Here is a 16,545-nt window from a genome sequence, read left to right as displayed (position 1 = left end):
CTGATCTCTTGGGCGAGCATCGACTGGTACATCGACTTCGCGGACACCTCGAAGGATTACGTCAGGCCGACGGCGCCGATCGGGGGCAAGAAAGCTTAGAAGGAAGCTTGGAGAGGGCGGCGGCGTGCCAGTCGCGTGATCGGCGCACACGCCGCCATTGGTAACGTGCGCGGCGCTGCGCGCGATCAGATGTCATTCGCTTGTGCATTGGAAAGCCCGCTAGATCTTGGTAAGCGCGTAGTCGCCGCTTCCCGAACCATCATGGTGTCTCGATTTGTTGCCGGCGCAAACGCCGACGCTCCCGTTGCCGATGAAGAACATGCCGGAGCAATCGCGACACCACCGCCAGCCGTTCTGCCCCGTCCCGGCGAAGCCCTGGGCCAAATACTGGCCGCTCCCGGTACTGATGTGGTTTGAACCGGCAGGACAGACGCCGGTGATACCGTCACCGTTGAACCAGAACCCTTGGCATTTCGAGCACCAGCGCCAGCCTGCCTGGCCCGGTCCCTTGCCTGCCGAGAGCTGATAATTGCCGCTTCCAATGTCGGTATGGGCGCCTCCGGCCGGACACACGCCTTTCGTGGGGTTGCCCCCGTAAAACAGGCCCTGACACTTCTTGCACCAGCGCCAGTTGCTTTGGTAATCGAGTTGAGGGACGAGTTCCGGAAACAGCTTCGCGCGGACAAAGTCGTATAGCGGTCCCGAGGAGCCGAGGCGCTGCGGTGGATTCGATGGAGAAAGCGCGAGATTCAAGGCCTCCATGTATTTTTCGGGATTCAAGTGCGCCGGACCCGGGAGTTGCTTGAGCGCCGCTTCGCAGGCGAGCCATCGCGGTGGGATCAGGTCATTCGTCGCGCTGACGAAGCCTCCTGCATACGCTTTGAGGGCGTTGTTCTTCCGAGCGGTTTTGAAGCCGTCGTAATAGCCGGCCAGACAATGGCTCACGGCACTGATGCTGATCGGCTCGCTTCCGAGCACGGTTTCGCGACTGAAGAATCCGGGACCCTTTGCATAGGGGTTTCCGGAGCGGTGCTGATTGGCCTTGTTGAGGCCTTCCTTCTGGAGCTGCCCAAATCCGACTGCTGGCCCATTGAGCTGTGGAATATTGGAAAAGCGCGATTCCTCCCAGCAGATCGCGACAATCAGCTCGTTCGAGAAAATGGAGCTGTAGGCGTTGTTGCCTATCGAGACGAAGAACCGCATTTCCTTCGCCGATATCGTGCGGGAATATTTCGCAGTGTCGACCATGTCCTCTCCGGATCGTCGTCGGAATATCGGTGCGACATCGGGCCGGGGAGCGACCACGATGCGCAAGCGTGTCGCTTTTTCCCTTGTGAATTGGCGGCGTGAGACGTTTTAGGCCGCCGGTTCGTTTTTTTATGCTGACGCCCGTCGATGCCTGAAACAAGCCTGGAAAAAGGCGTTACGCAAATGCACTGTGCGTTGCGTCACGCTGACGGGCAGGTGTCGCGATCCGGATCGGGCCTGCTCGACGTCTCAGGCGGGAAAGCGGGAAAGAACGCGAGATCGGCTGACCACGGGGCCAGGCTGTTCGCGGACGGATCGGACGAAAAAGCCGAGATCGCAATTCGCCGATTACAAGCACGCCGAAGTTTTCATTGGGCCCCTGAACCCGCCAAGCGGCCGCTGCGTGTCGGCCACGTCGTCTCGTTGCAGCAGCACCCGCGTCAGGGCTTCGAAACCTCGTCGAGGAGGTCGTCCGGACGCGGCGTGGCACCGAGCAGGATCGGCGCCGACTTGCGCACCGACTTGCGCTCGGGGTCGTACCGATAGGCCTCGTCGCCCGCGCCTTCGTTGACGCGGCCGCGGCGGCTGACGAAGGCGCCACTCAGCAGGTTCCAGGAAATCTTGAAGCTGTCGTGGCTGTTGGTGCGGCTGTAGTTCTCCGCATCCAGGCCGATCAGGCGCATCCCCGGCACCGGAAGCTTCGCGTCGTAGCGATAGCGATACGTGGCCGATGTCGCGGTCGTGCCGCCGGTGAGGTCTTCGACCACCAGCACGCCCTTCTTCACCGACAGCGTGGCCGGGCCGAGCGGGTAGCTGTCGAGTTCCAGCTCACCGGCGGGCGCGTGGCCCCAGTCGAATTCGTCCTTGTAGCCGAGCATCACCTTGAGCAGGCGCTTTTCCTCGGTGCCGCCGATGAACGCGGTGTCGACGATGCCGTCACCGTTGAGGTCGGCATCCACGCGGACCTCGAGGGTCGCGTCGACCGGCAGCGTGTCGATCAGCATCTGCTCGGTCATCGGCTCGAACTTGGGCTGGGGATCCGCGTGCGCCGATGAAACCGCGAGCAGCAGGCCCGGTATCAGCGCCCGGATCGCGTGGACGGCCATCAACGTCTTCCTCACTTCGGGACGGGGCTTGCTGCCGTCGCTGCGCCTACACCAGAGCCTGCTTGACCATCTGCTCGCGGTACTGGCCCGGCGTCACACCCAGGCAGCGCTTGAACGAGCGCACGAAGCCACCGGCATCGCCGTAGCCGAGCGCATCGGCGATCTCGCGGATCCGAAGCTGTTCGTTGCCCAGCAGCTCGCAGGCGCGCTGCTTCTTCACCTTGTCGACGACCTCGTGGTAGCTGGTGCTGAGCGCCTTCAGTCGGCGGATCAGCGTGCGCGGCGAGCAGTGCAGGCGGGCGGCGACCGATTCCAGGCTGGGCGCAAAGCCTTCGCCATGCGCGTGTTGTTCGATGCCGTCGAACACGATCTGCCGCACCAGCGTCAGTGTGTCGCGTTCTTCCGGCGTGCCACACAGCGCACGGCAGCGGTTGCAGGCTGCTTCCCAGATCGCCTCGTCGTGGCCGACGTTGGGCATGTCGCGCCAGTGGCGCGGAAACACCAGCGCATTGCGCGAGGCCCCGAACACGACCGGACAGCCGAACCACTTCGCGTACAGCGCCGCATGCGCCGGGGCGGGGTGGGCGAGTTCGATGCGGGCCTCGGCGATCGATCCGGGCCGGATCGTGCGCGCGTACTCGTGCATCACCAGCATCGGCACTTCGACCAGCATGTGCCCGACGGCTCCGCCGTCCACCAGCGGGGCGACTTCGGCGACGAAGCTCGTGCCCTCCAGGTAGCCCTTCCACGCCAGGTACGGCACGCGACTGGGGATGTACTTCAGGAAGATGTCGAAACCTTCGCCGAGCGTGGGGGCGCTCATCCAGGCCATGCTCACCGGGCCATGGAAATGTTCGCCCATGCGCTGGCCCCATTTCAGGTACCAGTCCGGTGTGGGCGCGATCGCCTGTGCATTGCGCAGCATGCGCAGATGCTGCTGGACGGTGATGGGGCGCGAGTAGTGCTCGATCTCGTCGGGGCCGATGCCGGTGCCGGCCACGATCGGGGTCGGACGGCCCAGTTCCTGCGCCAACTGCTTGGCGTAGGTGTTGGGCATCACGCAGCGTTCGACGTCGATTGCAAGCATGGTGTTGGCCGACCTGATCGTCACCCCGGGACAACAACCCTGTCACCGGGAGCGAATGGCTGTCAATCGTCACGCGCCTAAGCTTCGGGCTGCATTTTCTGCAACCATCGGCTTAGAGCCGTCAGCGGCCGTCCGATCGACCGACCCCACGAGGAGAGTTCCATGAGCAGCAAGAAGCCCGTCGTCATTTACGGCGTCACCGGATACACCGGTCGCCTGGTTGCAGAGTACTGCCGCGAGTTGAACATTCCGTTCATCGCCGCTGGCCGCAATGGCGCCAGCATCAAGGACGTGATGAGCAAGGTCCCGGGCGTCGAGACCGCCGATTACGAGGTCGCCGAGGTCAAGACGCACGACGTCGCCTCGCTGCGCGCGCTGGTCAAGGGCTCCAAGGTCATGCTCAACATGGTCGGCCCGTTCGCCAAGTACGGCCCCGAGGCCGTCGAAGCCTGCTACGAGGAAGGCGTCCACTACACGGACACCAACGGCGAGCAGAACTGGATGATCGAGTGCGACGAGAAGTGGGGCGCCAAGTTCGCCGCCAAGAAGCTCTGCCTGGCCCCCGGCATGGCGCAGATGTACACCACGGGTGAAATCGCCGCGCAGATTGCGCTCGAGACCCCCGGCCTGCACACGCTCGACATGCTCGTGCTGTGGAAAGGCTTCCCGACCTACGCCTCGGTGCAGACCATCTTCAGCATCCTCACCGCTGACTTCTTCTACCTGGAGAACAACCAGTACGTGAAGTGGCCGGACGGCGCCAAGGCCGACGCGCTGGTCCCGGGTCAGCACACCACGGCGCTGGTCCTGCCCTGGGGCGGCACGGCGTCGCCGGTGTGGTTCAAGAACGACCCGCGCGTGTCCAACTGCAAGGTCATGGGCGGCGTGTTCGCTCGCGAGGTCATGGACAACGTCGTGGCGATGAACACGATGATCGACGAGAAGATCAAGCCGCTGCCCAAGGATCAGCAGCAGGCCGAGCTGTCGAAGATGGCCGCCAGTGTGCAGGCCGGCATGCCGCCGCGCGAGAACCCGCGCACCAACATCTCGGTGGATTCGGTCTGGGCGAGCGGCCCGCTGGCGCGCAAGCACGTCGTGATCTACGGCAACCAGAACTACAAGCAGACCGGACTGCTGCAGGCCTACTTCGCGTTCCACCTGCTGCAGTCGGAGCCCAAGAAGGTCGGCTTCGCTTCGGGCTGCCAGGCGCTGGGTCATCGCGAGCTGCTCGGCGTTCTGCAGAGCTTCGGCCTGGTGCAGCCGCCGGTGGTCACGCTGTACAACTGATCGCGGTCGATGTGATGAGAGCAAGGGGCCTTCGGGCCCCTTGTTCGTTGTGGGGGGGCGGATAAACCCCGGGGCTTTTTAGCGTGATCGGGCCGGCATCCCGCTCTTTCGCTTCGCGAAATTCAACACCCGGGCTACGACGGCTGCGTCTCCGCTTGCGGGTCTCCCTCGCCCCATGCGGTTTCATCGCATGGGGCGAGGGAGTCGGCCGAGACCTACTCTGACGGGCAGGCCCCCGTTCCGAAGGGCTTGCCCTGATGCGCCCTCTCGGACCCCGTGACCATAATCGGCCCCCGGGCCGGGTCCTGGTCGCGGGATCGATCATCGGCATGCGACCGGCAGGCGCCGATGGACGACGAAGAGACGATGGCGCGGCCCGAAGCCAGGGGCCACGCGCTCGCGTACGTACGAGCGAACGAAGAACGAACAAACGAATCAGGAGAACCGTCCGCATGGCGCTCTGGAAAACCGAACTCGAGAACGGCGTCGTCGTCGCCACCTACCACAACCCGCCGATGAACTACTTCTGCGCCGAAGGAGCGGGCGAACTCATCGCGCTGATCGAGACCTGGCGCGATCCGGCGATCCGCGCGGTCGTGCTCACCGGAGCGATCAAGGGCAAGTTCATCACGCACTACAGCGTCGAGGAACTCGAAGGCTACGCGTCCGACCATGGCGCCCTGCGCGCTTCGGGCACCGCGCTCAACGACGGCTACCACGCGATGCTGCTGTCGCTGCGCAACCTGCCCAAGCCGGTGATCGTGGCGATGAACGGCGACGCGATGGGCGGCGGATTCGAGCTGTGCCTGTCCTGCGACATTCGCATCGCGGCACGTGGCGATCACCGCTTCGGTCTGCCGGAAGCCAAGCTCGGCATCCTTCCCGGCGGCAGCGGCACGCAGCGGCTGTCGCGCCTGATCGGCGCCGGACGTGCGATCGAATTCATCCTGCGCGGCCGCGTGCTCAAGCCCGAGGACGCCCATGCGATGGGCTTGGTGCACGAACTGGCGGACGATGCGCTCGTGCGTGCCAGGGAGGTCGCCGGGGAACTCGCGTCGCTGCCGCCGGTCGCATTGCGCGAGATCAAGCGCGCCGTCTACGAGGGCGTGGACCGCAATCTCGCGGACGGCCTCAAGGTCGAGGGCGAGGCGTTTCTGGAGACGATGCTCAGCGAGGACGCGCGCACCGCGATGCGCGCGTACATCGCGCAGCCGTTCGAGAAGCGCCGCGACTGGATCGAGCATCCGCCGGCGATTCCGTACAACGGCTCGTAGGAGCCTTTCGCATGCATCACAAGGGCTCGTAGGAGCCTTTCGCATGCATCGAAGGGGAAGTCGGGGCTGACGCCCCTCCTGCAACTGCCCGCGCATTTGTAGGAGGGGCGTCAGTCCCGACCTCTCCGCCTGATTTCCTAGCTTCCGCATCATCATCAACCGCCGCCCGCACGAAGCGAGCGACGACGCACCTTCAATTGGAGAATCCCGCATGTCCCAGAGCGCCACCACCAATCGCCGTTTCGTGCTCGTGCAGCACACCCAGCCCGACGCCGAGCCGACGCCCGCCGTCTGGAAGATGGAATCCGTCCCGGTGCCCAAGCCCGGTCCGAACCAGGTCCTGCTGCGCACCTTGTGGCTGTCGCTGGATCCGTACATGCGCGTGCGCCTCAACGAAGCCGACGCCTACATGCCCTCGGTGAAGAAGGGCGAGGTGATGGTGGGCGGCACCGTGTCGAGAGTCGAGGCTTCCAACAACCCGGCGTACAAGGTCGGCGAGCTGGTGCACTCCTACGCGGGCTGGCAGGACTACGTGCTGTCCGACGGCAGCGACATCATCGTCAAGCTGCCGGAAGGCGCGAAGGTGCCGAGCTGGTACCTGGGCTCGCTCGGCATGCCCGGCTTCACCGCGTGGCACGCGCTGATGAACATCGGCAAGCCCAAGGCCGGTGAGACCTTCTGTGTGGGCGCCGCCACCGGCGCCGTCGGCCAGATCATCGGCCAGCTCGCCAAGGCGCAGGGCTGCCGCGTCGTCGGCATCGCCGGCGGCAAGCGCAAGTGCGACTACGCGGTGCAGGAACTGGGCTTCGACGCCTGCGTGGATCATCGCGACAAGGAATTTGCGTCCAAGCTCGCGGCCGCCTGCCCCAAGGGCATCGACATCTACATGGAGCAGGTCGGCGGCGCCGTGTCCGACGCGGTGGAGCCGCTGCTGAACCTGTTCGCGCGCATTCCCATCTGCGGCCTGATCTCGCATTACAGCGGCGCCGGCCTCGATGGGCGCGATCGCCTGCCGGGCTTCCTGTCGAACGTGCTGTTCAAGCGCTTCAAGGTCGAAGGCTTCATCATCTTCGACGCCTATCCGCAGTACTACGGCCAGTTCCTGAAGGAAGTCACGCCGCTGGTCGAGAGCGGCAAGATGCGCGTCCGCGAGCACCTGCTCGACGGTCTCGAGAACGCACCTCAGGGCCTGGCCGACCTGCTCACGGGCGGAAACTTCGGCAAGGTCGTCTTGAAGGTGGCCGAATGAGTTCGCGTAGCCCGGGTGAAACCCGGGGTTTCTGTTCTGACCTGCGAGCACAGCCCCGGGTTGCACCCGGGCTACGCGGTCTGAAGGTGACGCGATGAGCCGCGCCGGACGAGTCGAGGGAAAAGTCTGCGTCGTCACCGGCGGCGCGCGCGGCCTCGGCCTCGCGGCTGTCGAAGCGTTGCTTGCTGAGGGCGCGAAGGTACTGCTGACGGACATCGACGCAGCCGAGGGCGAGACGCAGGCCAAGCGCCTCGGCGCCAACGCGATTTTCCGCGTGCAGGACGCAACGAAGCCCGAACAATGGGACACCACGCTCGACGCCGCCATCGCGAAGTGGGGCCGGCTCGACGTGCTGGTCAACAACGCGGGCATCGGCATCATCGGTGACGTCGAGAAGCAGACGCTGAAGGACTGGCAGCGCACGCTGGACATCAACCTGACGGCCGTCTTCCTCGGCACGCAGGCGGCCATCGCGCGCATGAAGGCCACGTCCGGATCGATCGTGAACATCGCGTCGATCGAGGGCATCGTCGGCGAGCCCGAGATCCCGGCCTACAACGCCACCAAGGGCGGCGTGCGCATCTTCACGAAGTCGGCGGCCATCCACTGCGCGCGCAGCGGCTACAAGATCCGCATCAACAACGTCTGCCCCGGCTTCGCGGGCACGGCGATGGTCGCGGGTGCACTGGCGTCGATGCAGCAGAAGGACGCCGATGCGTTCGCGGCCCGAACGCTGGGCCGCATCCCGATGGGCCGTTTCGCAGAGCCGTCGGAAATCGCCTCCGCGATCCTGTTCCTGGCATCGGACGAGGCGAGCTACGTGACCGGTTCGGACCTGGTCGTCGACGGCGGTCTGACCGCGTAGCGCAGCCGCGAGCTGCACGCCCCTCCTGTAGGAAGGGCGTCAGCCTCGACCGCCCGCTAAGCCGCGCGCGCCAATCGCGAACCCAGGAACGCGCTGATCGCGCCCATCACCTCGCAGCTTCTCGGCATCGCGCCCGACATCCAGAACACGCCGTGGATCAGTCCGTTCAGGCGGACATGCTCGGCGTCGTTGCCGGCCTTCTTCAGCGCCTCGTAGTACTCGACGGCCTCGTCGCGCGAGGCATCGAACTCCACCGTCAGCACCAGCGCCGGTGCCAGGCCCGCGAGCGACGTCGCGTTGAGCGGCGAGGCGAGCGGGCTTTCGATGTCCGACGGCTTAGACAGGTAGTGATCCCAGAACCAGTCCACGGCCGGACGCGTGACCAGATACCCCTCGGCGTACTTCGTCTTCGATTCGCCGTTGCAGCGGCGATCGATCACCGGATAGAGCAGCACTTGGGCGGCCAGCGGCAGGCCGGCATCGCGGGCGCGGATCGCGGTCACGGCGGCGAGATTGCCACCGGCGCTGTCACCGACGATGGCGACGCGCGTCGGATCGATGCCCAGTCGCTTGGCATTCGCGCGCAGCCACTCGAAGGCGGCGAACACGTCGTTGGGCTGCGTCGGGAAGCGCGCTTCCGGCGCCAGGTGATAGCTCGTCGCCACGACGATGGCGCGCGTCTCGTTGGCCATCGCGCGCGCGGGTTCGTCGCAGACGCCGAGGTGCCCGCCGATCCAGCCGCCGCCGTGCACGTAGAGAATTGCCGAACCGTTGGCCTTGGCCGGCACGTACACGCGCAGCGGCACGCCGTTGAGTTCGAGATCTTCGACGCGCTCCACGTCCTCGGGCACGTTCTGCAGCGTCGGGAACGTGTCGATGACGGCGCGTGCCTGCTCTACCCCGATCTGCTCGAAGGACTTCACGCCCTGTTTTTCGAGCGCGGTGAGGATGAACTGGGCGGTGGGATCGAGCGCCATGCGGAAATCTCCTGGTGATTCTTCTGGTCGTCGTCCGTGCGTGCGGACGAGTCTGTAAGACGCGATTTGAAATCGGTGACGGACCGTCACGCCTTGTGCCGCCATCGGCAGCGCAGGACGGTGATCCCTGAATTCGTCCCTGCCGAAGCGAGCCTCATCTTGAGCGCACGCTTCGCCGGGACCCGTATTGACGCATCCGACCCTGCCCCTGCGTCAATACCATTGGGGTGCGCCCGAACCCGTCGGGTGTCGCGGTACGTCGACGAAGGCGAGTGCTGCAACGCGCTGCCGTGGCAAATCGACCGCCGCGTATAAGGGCGAGCCCTCGCGAGGGCCACTACCGCCGTTCCGGCCTGTCTATGAACAAACCGGATCGACAATACTTTCGGTATACCGGAACCCGTCCGCGGCCCTGCGCCGGCGGACCCCGCAGGAGCCATCGCCATGACCCAGAAAAACGCTGCCGCGACATCGCGCGGCGCCAGCCCCAGCAACAATGCATCCGCCTGCGACGTCGTCGTCGTCGGAGCCGGTTTCGCCGGTCTCTACCAGGTGCATCGACTCACGAAGGCCGGCTACAAGGTGCGTGCGTTCGACAAGGCACCGGGCGTCGGCGGCACCTGGTACTGGAACCGCTATCCCGGCGCGCGCTGCGACATCGAGAGCCTGACCTACTCGTACTCCTTCGACAGCGATCTGCAGCGCGAGTGGAAGTGGCCGCAGCGCTACGCCGAGCAGCCGGACATCCTCCGCTACATCGAGCACGTGGCGGACCGCTTCGACCTGCGCAAGCACTACAGCTTCGGCACGTCGGTGGAATCCGCGGTGTTCGACGAGTCCGCCGGCCGCTGGAAGATCCGCACGTCCTCGGGCGAGGAAGTGTCGACGCAGTTCTTCGTCATGGCGACGGGCTGCCTGTCCAAGCCGCTGGAGCCCAAGTTCAAGGGACTCGAGCAGTTCAAGGGCGAGCGCTACTTCACCAGCCGCTGGCCGCACGAGAAGGTGAGCTTCACCGGCAAGCGCGTCGGCGTCATCGGCACCGGCTCGAGTTCCATCCAGGCCTCGCCGCTGATCGCCAAGGAAGCGGAAAAGATGTTCGTGTTCCAGCGCACGCCGCAGTTCGCGATCCCGGCGTGGAACCGCGCGATGTCGGACGAGGAAATGCGCAGCGCGCAGGAGAACTACGACGAGATCCGTCGTCTCGTGCGCCAGTCCGAGGTGGGCATCGCGTACGAAGGCCCGACCATCGGCGCCAAGCAGGCGGATGCCGAAGCGCTGGAGAAGCAGCTCGACTTCGCGTGGAAGCGCGGCGGCTACCTGATGCTCGCGTCCTATCCGGACCTGGTGACGGACCTGGAATCCAACGAGATCGTCAGCAACTGGGTGAAGAACAAGATCCGCGAACGCATCAAGGATCCGAAGACCGCCGACAAGCTGATGCCGCAGTACCCGATGGGCGCCAAGCGCCTGTGCGTGGACACCAACTACTTCGAGACCTTCAACCGCGACAACGTCACGCTGGTGGACCTGCGCGAGTCGGGCATCGAGAGCTTCACGGCCAAGGGCATCCGCATGGAGGACGGCACCGAGTACGAACTCGATGCCGTGGTCTTCGCCACCGGCTTCGATGCGATGACCGGCGCGCTGCTGGCCTTCGACATCAAGGGACGCAAGGGCCAGTCGCTGCGCGACAAGTGGCAGGAAGGCACGAAGAACTATCTCGGCGTCACCGTCTCCGGCTTCCCGAACATGTTCATGATCACCGGGCCGGGCAGCCCCTCGGTGCTCTACAACATGGTCAGCAGCATCGAGCAGAACGTGGACTTCGTGTTCGACACCATCGAGCACCTGCGCAAGAACGGCTACGCCAGCATCGAGGCCCAGGAGCGCGAAGAGAACGCCTGGACCAAGTACGTCGTGTGGATCTCCAAGCAGACGATCTACACGAAGGTGAAGTCCTGGTACACGGGCGGCAACGTCGCCGGCAAGCCGGTGGGCTTCATGCCGTATGCCGGTGGCGGGCTCACGTACTTCGAGTACGTGCGGCAGGTCGTCGAAGACGGATACCGTGGCTTCTCTCTTTCCGCGTAGTCCCGCGTGATCCCGTAGCCCGGACGAAGTCCGGGGATTTTCTCGTTCGATCGACAGGAACCCCCGGACTTCGTCCGGGCTACGCGATCAGCGCTGCTGCGCCGGCAGCACGACCACCAGCACCTGCTTCTGCGTGAACTGACGGGCCAGCGCGAACGTCTCGGCCAGCACCTCGCCACTTCCCCACTGCAACTCCTCCGCGATGTCCGGCATGCAGTGGCGGGCCGCGAACTTCGCGACGTCGTCGGGAACCGACGAATAGCGCACGCGGCCGCTGGCTCGCAGCCAGACGTGCTCGCGGCCGAGCCGATGGCTGCGGCTGCCGCCCGAAGGCGCCTCGACGCAGTACAGCTTCACGTTGTTCGAACCGAGGAAGGCCTGCAGGAAGCCGACGGCGGGCATGCCGTCCGAGGCGCTGACGATGACGCCATCGGGAAGACGCTCGATCAGGCCGTGGACCTGCGACTTGAGCTGAAGGCCGGAGAGGCCGTGCAACTCGCGCACGATCGCCGGGTAGGGGAACGGACCGGCCGACAATGGACTGACGAACAGCGTGCCGGGCCCGTGCTCGAGCGAGAGCGCCAGCGCGGCGCGCTGCCCTTCGTTGGCGCCACCGCTGCCGTCGGGGACGACGACGAGCTTCGCGTCGGCCTGCTTCACCCGGATCAGCTCTTCGGTACGCGTCGCTTCCTCGGAGCGGGTGACGACGATCGTGGCTTCCAGCCCCAGTTGCTTCGCCGCACGCGCGACCGCCACGGCATGACCTTCCTCGGCAGGCGAGGCGACGACGCGCCAGCGGCCCAGCGACTGCGAGAGCAGGACCTGTCCGACGGCGCTGACCACCGCGGCGTCGCTCGCCGAGCGCTTGGATTCGTCGCGCACGAGAATCTGCGCGCCGCCGAGGAATCCGCTGAGCTTGCGCGCGTGCGTGAGCGCTGGCGGCGGACCGGTGAACTCGTTGCAGCGCTCGCGCAGCTGCTTCCAGAACTTGATGTCCTGGCGCATGCCCTGATAGGCCTTGTGCAGTTCGGCTTGCAGGCTGGCGAGCGCGTCGGCATCCACGGACTCGTAGTAGCGGCGCAGCTTCTGCGGTTCGGGCGCCGCGATCGTCGGCGCCGTGCTGGCAGCCGCCGGTGTATCCGAGAACAGCGCGTGATTCGGGACGAGGCGGCGGCCCATCTCGAGCACCGGCTGCCAGTTCGGATCCTTGCGCCCGTCGCGCATCGCGCGCAGATGCAGCGTGGCGAGCTTCACGAACTCGAGCTTGCGCTCGGTGGCGGCGTAGACCTCGAGCAGCTTGATGCGCAGATCGTCGCGCTGTGGATTGCGGCCCAGTTCGGATTCCAGCAGGCCGACGACCTCCGCATAGAAGTCCGCGCCACCTTCCTGCCCATCCGCGGTTTCAGTAGGCCCGTTGTCGGGGCCGCGGGTTGCTGTCAGCGTCGGTGCGATGGGGCCGGCGGGTGCCTCGACCGATGTCGATTCCCGACGCGCGACGGCGGGCGCGTCGAGCGTGGGTGTCCGGGGCGTTTCGACGGCCTGCGCATGCGGCGCGGCCATCGAGGGCGCCGCGTTCCTCCGCAGTGTTTCCGCACCGCGCTTGCGACGCGCAACCCAGGCGGCGCCCGCGAGGACCAGAGCGAACAGGACGACAGCGAACAGCAGGATCTTCATCGAGGCGCCTTTCAATCAAGCCGTGATCATCCCCTACATTCGATCGACGCGGCTACGTGAGGCAGGCGCGGCCCGTGACAGGGCCGCCGTCCCGGCGCTCATCGGCGCCGGGCTCGACGGAGCCGGCTGACGCTTACTGCAGGCCGTACAAGGTGACGACGCAGGCGCCGCCCAGGCCCAGGTTGTGCTGCAGCGCGATCTTCGGATTCTCGACCTGGCGCACGCCGCAACGGCCGCGAAGCTGATCGACCAGTTCGGTGCACTGCGCCAGACCCGTCGCGCCCAGCGGATGGCCCTTGCTGAGCAGGCCGCCCGAGGGATTGGTGACGACGCGCCCGCCGTAGGTGTTGTCGCCGTCGGAGATGAACTTGTCCGCCGTGCCTTCCGGCGTCAGGCCCAGGCCCTCGTAGGTCAGCACTTCGTTGGCGGTGAAGCAGTCGTGCAGTTCGCAGACATCGACGTCCTGCGGACCCACGCCGGCTTTCTCGTACACGGCCTTGGCCGCGGCACCGGTCATGTCGTAGCCGATGGCCTTGATCATCGAGCCTTCGCTGAAGGTCGACGTGAAGTCGGTGGTCATCGACTGCGCCAGGATCGCGACGTCGCGCTGGAGGCCGTGCTTCTTCGCAAAGGCTTCGCTGACGATGATCGCCGCCGCCGCGCCGCAGGTCGGCGGGCAGCACATCAGTCGCGTCATCGGCCCGAAGATCACCGGCGAGGCGAGCACCTGCTCTTCGGTGACGAGGTCGCGGAAGATCGCCTTGTCGTTGTGCTGCGCGTGCTTGCGCGCCTTCACCGAGACCCGTGCGAACACTTCAGGGCCGACGTTGTACTTCTCCAGGTATTCCGCACCCGCGGCGCCGAACATGTGCGGCGCCATCGGCGCGCCGGGCGCCGGTTTCATCGCTTGCGCCGCCGCGATGAACGGACCCAGCGGCTCGGGACGATCGTTGAAGTGACTGGTCAGCGCACCCGGCTGCATCTGCTCGAAGCCCACGGCCAGCGCGCATTCCACGGCGCCGCTCTCGACGGCCTGACGCGCGAGGAACAGCGCGCTGGATCCGCTGGAGCAGTTGTTGTTGACGTTGACGACCGGGACGCCGGTCATGCCGACGTGATACACCGCAAGCTGGCCGCAGGTGCTGTCGCCGTACACGTAGCCCGCGTAGACCTGCTGCACCTTCTCGTAGCCGACACCGGCGTCGGCCAATGCCAGCGCGATCGCCTTGGCGCCCATGACGTCGTAGCTCTCGCTCTTGCCCGGCTTGACGAAGGGGATCATGCCGACGCCGGCGACGAAGGTTTTGGAAGCCATGGGGAACCTGTTCCTTGGGAAGCTGCTCTGAAGAGCGTGAATGTGCATTTTAAAGCCCCCTATCCGTCGAGCGGTCCCTCCTTCCGGTAAGGGCGCGCCCCAATGAACCTGGATTCACGGGGTTTCATGCACGCTGCACGCGCGTTCGGCCGCGGGCTGGTGCTGGCATCGCTCGTCGGTGTGCTGGGCGCCTGCGCCGCGCCGCAAATCGCCTACAAGCGGCTGGACTGGCTGGCATCGTGGAAGCTGGGCCAGTACGTGGACCTGAAGTCCGCGCAGGAAAGCCGCTTCGATACCGAGTTCAGGCAGTTGTGGGACTGGCATCGCGCCACCGAGCTGGCCGGCTATGGCAGCGACCTGCGGGAATTGGCGCAGCAGACGCAGGAGCCGATGAATGCCGAGGCAGTCCGGCAGTGGGCTTCGCGCGCCGGGCTGCACACGCGCCGCGTCGTCGAGCGTGCGGCACCGCCGGCCTGCGAGCTGCTCGCCACGTTCGACGACGCGCAACGCGACTCGATGCTCCAGCGGATCGACGACGACATCCAGGACGACGTCGACAAATATCTCGGGCCGCCGATCGACACGGTGCGCAAGGATGCCCGCAAGCGGCTGCGCAAGTCGCTGGTGCGCTGGGTCGGCGATCTCGAGCCCGGGCAGGAAGCGATGGTCGAGGCCTGGGCCGAGCGCCGGCCGAAGCGCTACGCGGAGTGGATCGCCGAGCGCCGCCGCTGGCGGGACCGCCTGGCGGTGACGCTGGACCAGCGCAGCAGTCCGGCGTTCTGCGGCGAGCTGAAGACGCTGCTGCTTCCCGAGGGACAGGGGCAGGATCAGGACCTCGTGAACCAGGACAACGCGCAGACCTGGTTCGCGTTCCTGGCTTCATTTTCGACGACGCTCGTCGAGCGCCAGCGGGCTCATCTGCGGACCCAGCTGCTGGAGCTGGCGACGGATTTCGAGGCTCTGCAGAAGAAGGGATAGAGACCCGTAGCCCGGGCGAAGCCCGGGGTTCCCCTCGCTTACGGAGCGCAACCCGGGCTTCGCCCGGGCTACGACGCTGAGCCCGCGTGCCTCGAAACGGGGCAGAATCGCGGCTCCTTGCCGCCCTCTCCGCTGCCGAGCACATGACCTCTTCTTCGAGCCGCGTTGCGCTGTCCTGCCTGGCCCTGGCGTCGCTGTGTCCGGCGATCGCGGGCGCCCAGGGGCTGGGAACCACCAACCAGTCGACGCTGGCGCGCAACTTCGCGCTGCCCGTCGTCGGCCAGACGGCGCCCGTGAGCCAGGGCCGCTGGACGGCCTCGATCGACCTCACCAGCGAGTTCGTCGACAAGGACGAAGGCGGCGAGTCCATCCGGCTCGACGGCGAGACGGCGCGGTTCGGCCTGCGCTTCGAGCAATCGCTGGGCGAGCGTGCCGACTGGAATATCGAGGTGCCGCTGCTGCACACCGGCGGGGGCTTTCTCGATGGCCCGATCGAAGGCTGGCACGACGTCTTCGGCCTGCCGCAGGGCGGGCGCGAGGAGTCGGCACAAGACCGCTACCGGTATCGATACGTGCGCGACGGCCAGGCGCTGCTCGACGCCGAGTCCGGCGGAACGAACCTGGGCGACGTGCAGGTCGGGGCGGGCATGCGCCTGTTCGGCGCCACGATGCTGCGCGGCATGATCAAGCTGCCGACCGGCGACGAGGACGAACTCGCCGGCGGAAATCTCGGCGCCGCGCTGTGGGCCGATGTGCCGCTGCCGTTCGAGGCTGGATCGAGGCTCGGCGGCTTCGCGTCGGCGGGCCTGTCGGTCAACGACAAGTCCGACGTGCTCGAGCATCAGCAGAACACCGTCATCCCGTTCGGCGCGCTGGGTTTCGACCTGCGCCTGCTGCCCTCGCTGCAGGCGCTGGTGCAGCTCTACGCGCACGGGCCGCTGTACGACGACAGCGACGTCAACGCGCTGGAGAACGCGGGGCTGCAGTTGAGCATCGGCGGCCGCTGGTGCGCCGAAGGGAAGGCGCCCTGCGCGGAGCTGTCGTTCCAGGAAGATCCGATCGTGGCCTCGTCGCCGGATTTCAGCCTTCGCTTCGCGCTGGTGCTACCGGCGTTCTGAAAAGGCGACGCCGGTCCCCGGCGTAGCCCGGGCTGCACCCCGGACCGCGAGAACGAAGGGTCTCTCGACAGGCCCGTTCGCCGCGGCTCATCCCCACGTTCATCGCAGCCAGGCGTTTCTGAACGCGACGTCGTAGGGTGCGCCGTGCGCACGCGGGAGTTCCGGCGACATCCGCGTGCGCACGGCGCACCCTACCGGCCTGGTGCTGCCGGCGTGCCGAGCCCCCGGGCTACGGTCCCGCCCATTCGGGTGGGGCCGCGCCCGAAAGCCGGGTCG

General features: G+C 66.3%; 13 protein-coding genes. 7 read left to right on the top strand and 6 right to left on the bottom strand.

Annotated features, from left to right (window positions below; all coding sequences use genetic code 11):
• Positions 1-219 precede the first annotated feature (219 nt).
• The 3 genes from DFR24_RS10740 to DFR24_RS10730 all read right to left on the bottom strand — a co-directional run bounded on the left by DFR24_RS10740 (position 220) and on the right by DFR24_RS10730 (position 3,441).
• Positions 220-1,248 (bottom strand): hypothetical protein, encoded by a 1,029-nt coding sequence (locus DFR24_RS10740; RefSeq protein ID WP_133881256.1) that lies wholly within the window; start codon positions 1,246-1,248, stop codon positions 220-222.
• A gap of 440 nt (positions 1,249-1,688) precedes the next feature.
• Positions 1,689-2,354: a hypothetical protein gene (locus DFR24_RS10735; protein ID WP_133881255.1), complete on the bottom strand. Its 666-nt coding sequence runs from the start codon at positions 2,352-2,354 to the stop codon at positions 1,689-1,691.
• A gap of 46 nt (positions 2,355-2,400) precedes the next feature.
• Positions 2,401-3,441, bottom strand: a complete 1,041-nt coding sequence (locus DFR24_RS10730; RefSeq protein ID WP_133881254.1) for an AraC family transcriptional regulator — start codon at positions 3,439-3,441, stop codon at positions 2,401-2,403.
• 162 nt (positions 3,442-3,603) lie between these two features.
• On the opposite strand from DFR24_RS10730, the gene DFR24_RS10725 reads away from it, so the two are divergent.
• The 4 genes from DFR24_RS10725 to DFR24_RS10710 all read left to right on the top strand — a co-directional run bounded on the left by DFR24_RS10725 (position 3,604) and on the right by DFR24_RS10710 (position 8,116).
• Positions 3,604-4,728, top strand: a complete 1,125-nt coding sequence (locus DFR24_RS10725) for a DUF5938 domain-containing protein (RefSeq protein ID WP_133881253.1) — start codon at positions 3,604-3,606, stop codon at positions 4,726-4,728.
• Positions 4,729-5,180: 452 nt separating this feature from the next.
• The gene (locus tag DFR24_RS10720; RefSeq protein WP_162851153.1) at positions 5,181-6,002 is read left to right on the top strand and encodes an enoyl-CoA hydratase/isomerase family protein; all 822 of its coding nucleotides are present in this window, start codon (positions 5,181-5,183) and stop codon (positions 6,000-6,002) included.
• A gap of 211 nt (positions 6,003-6,213) precedes the next feature.
• A complete protein-coding gene (locus DFR24_RS10715; RefSeq protein WP_133881251.1) occupies positions 6,214-7,251 on the top strand; it encodes an NADP-dependent oxidoreductase in 1,038 nt (345 codons plus the stop codon).
• A 94-nt stretch (positions 7,252-7,345) separates the two neighbouring features.
• On the top strand, positions 7,346-8,116 hold the full coding sequence (locus tag DFR24_RS10710) for a glucose 1-dehydrogenase (RefSeq protein WP_133881250.1): 771 nt from the start codon (positions 7,346-7,348) through the stop codon (positions 8,114-8,116).
• A gap of 56 nt (positions 8,117-8,172) precedes the next feature.
• Here the strand turns inward: DFR24_RS10710 and DFR24_RS10705 are convergent, their stop codons facing one another.
• Complete coding sequence (locus DFR24_RS10705; RefSeq protein ID WP_133881249.1) at positions 8,173-9,093, bottom strand: alpha/beta hydrolase; 921 nt, start codon at positions 9,091-9,093, stop codon at positions 8,173-8,175.
• 444 nt (positions 9,094-9,537) lie between these two features.
• Here DFR24_RS10705 and DFR24_RS10700 point away from each other — a divergent pair, with 444 nt between their 5' ends.
• The gene (locus DFR24_RS10700) at positions 9,538-11,184 is read left to right on the top strand and encodes a flavin-containing monooxygenase (protein ID WP_133881248.1); all 1,647 of its coding nucleotides are present in this window, start codon (positions 9,538-9,540) and stop codon (positions 11,182-11,184) included.
• 87 nt (positions 11,185-11,271) lie between these two features.
• On the opposite strand, the gene DFR24_RS10695 is transcribed toward DFR24_RS10700, so the two are convergent.
• Both DFR24_RS10695 and DFR24_RS10690 read right to left on the bottom strand, forming a co-directional pair.
• A complete protein-coding gene (locus DFR24_RS10695; RefSeq protein WP_133881247.1) occupies positions 11,272-12,858 on the bottom strand; it encodes a pyridoxal-phosphate dependent enzyme in 1,587 nt (528 codons plus the stop codon).
• A gap of 133 nt (positions 12,859-12,991) precedes the next feature.
• Entirely contained in the window at positions 12,992-14,173 is a 1,182-nt protein-coding gene (locus DFR24_RS10690; RefSeq protein ID WP_133881246.1) for a lipid-transfer protein, read from the bottom strand.
• Between the two features lie 102 nt (positions 14,174-14,275).
• Here DFR24_RS10690 and DFR24_RS10685 point away from each other — a divergent pair, with 102 nt between their 5' ends.
• Both DFR24_RS10685 and DFR24_RS10680 read left to right on the top strand, forming a co-directional pair.
• The gene (locus DFR24_RS10685; protein WP_162851152.1) at positions 14,276-15,151 is read left to right on the top strand and encodes a DUF6279 family lipoprotein; all 876 of its coding nucleotides are present in this window, start codon (positions 14,276-14,278) and stop codon (positions 15,149-15,151) included.
• A 143-nt stretch (positions 15,152-15,294) separates the two neighbouring features.
• Positions 15,295-16,269 (top strand): DUF3187 family protein, encoded by a 975-nt coding sequence (locus tag DFR24_RS10680; RefSeq protein WP_133881244.1) that lies wholly within the window; start codon positions 15,295-15,297, stop codon positions 16,267-16,269.
• Positions 16,270-16,545: the final 276 nt, after the last annotated feature.

The organism is Panacagrimonas perspica, assembly GCF_004364935.1.
GTDB lineage: Bacteria > Pseudomonadota > Gammaproteobacteria > Nevskiales > Nevskiaceae > Panacagrimonas > Panacagrimonas perspica.
Note: the sequence above shows the minus strand (reverse complement) of the source record. Positions and strands in the feature narration are given on the sequence as shown.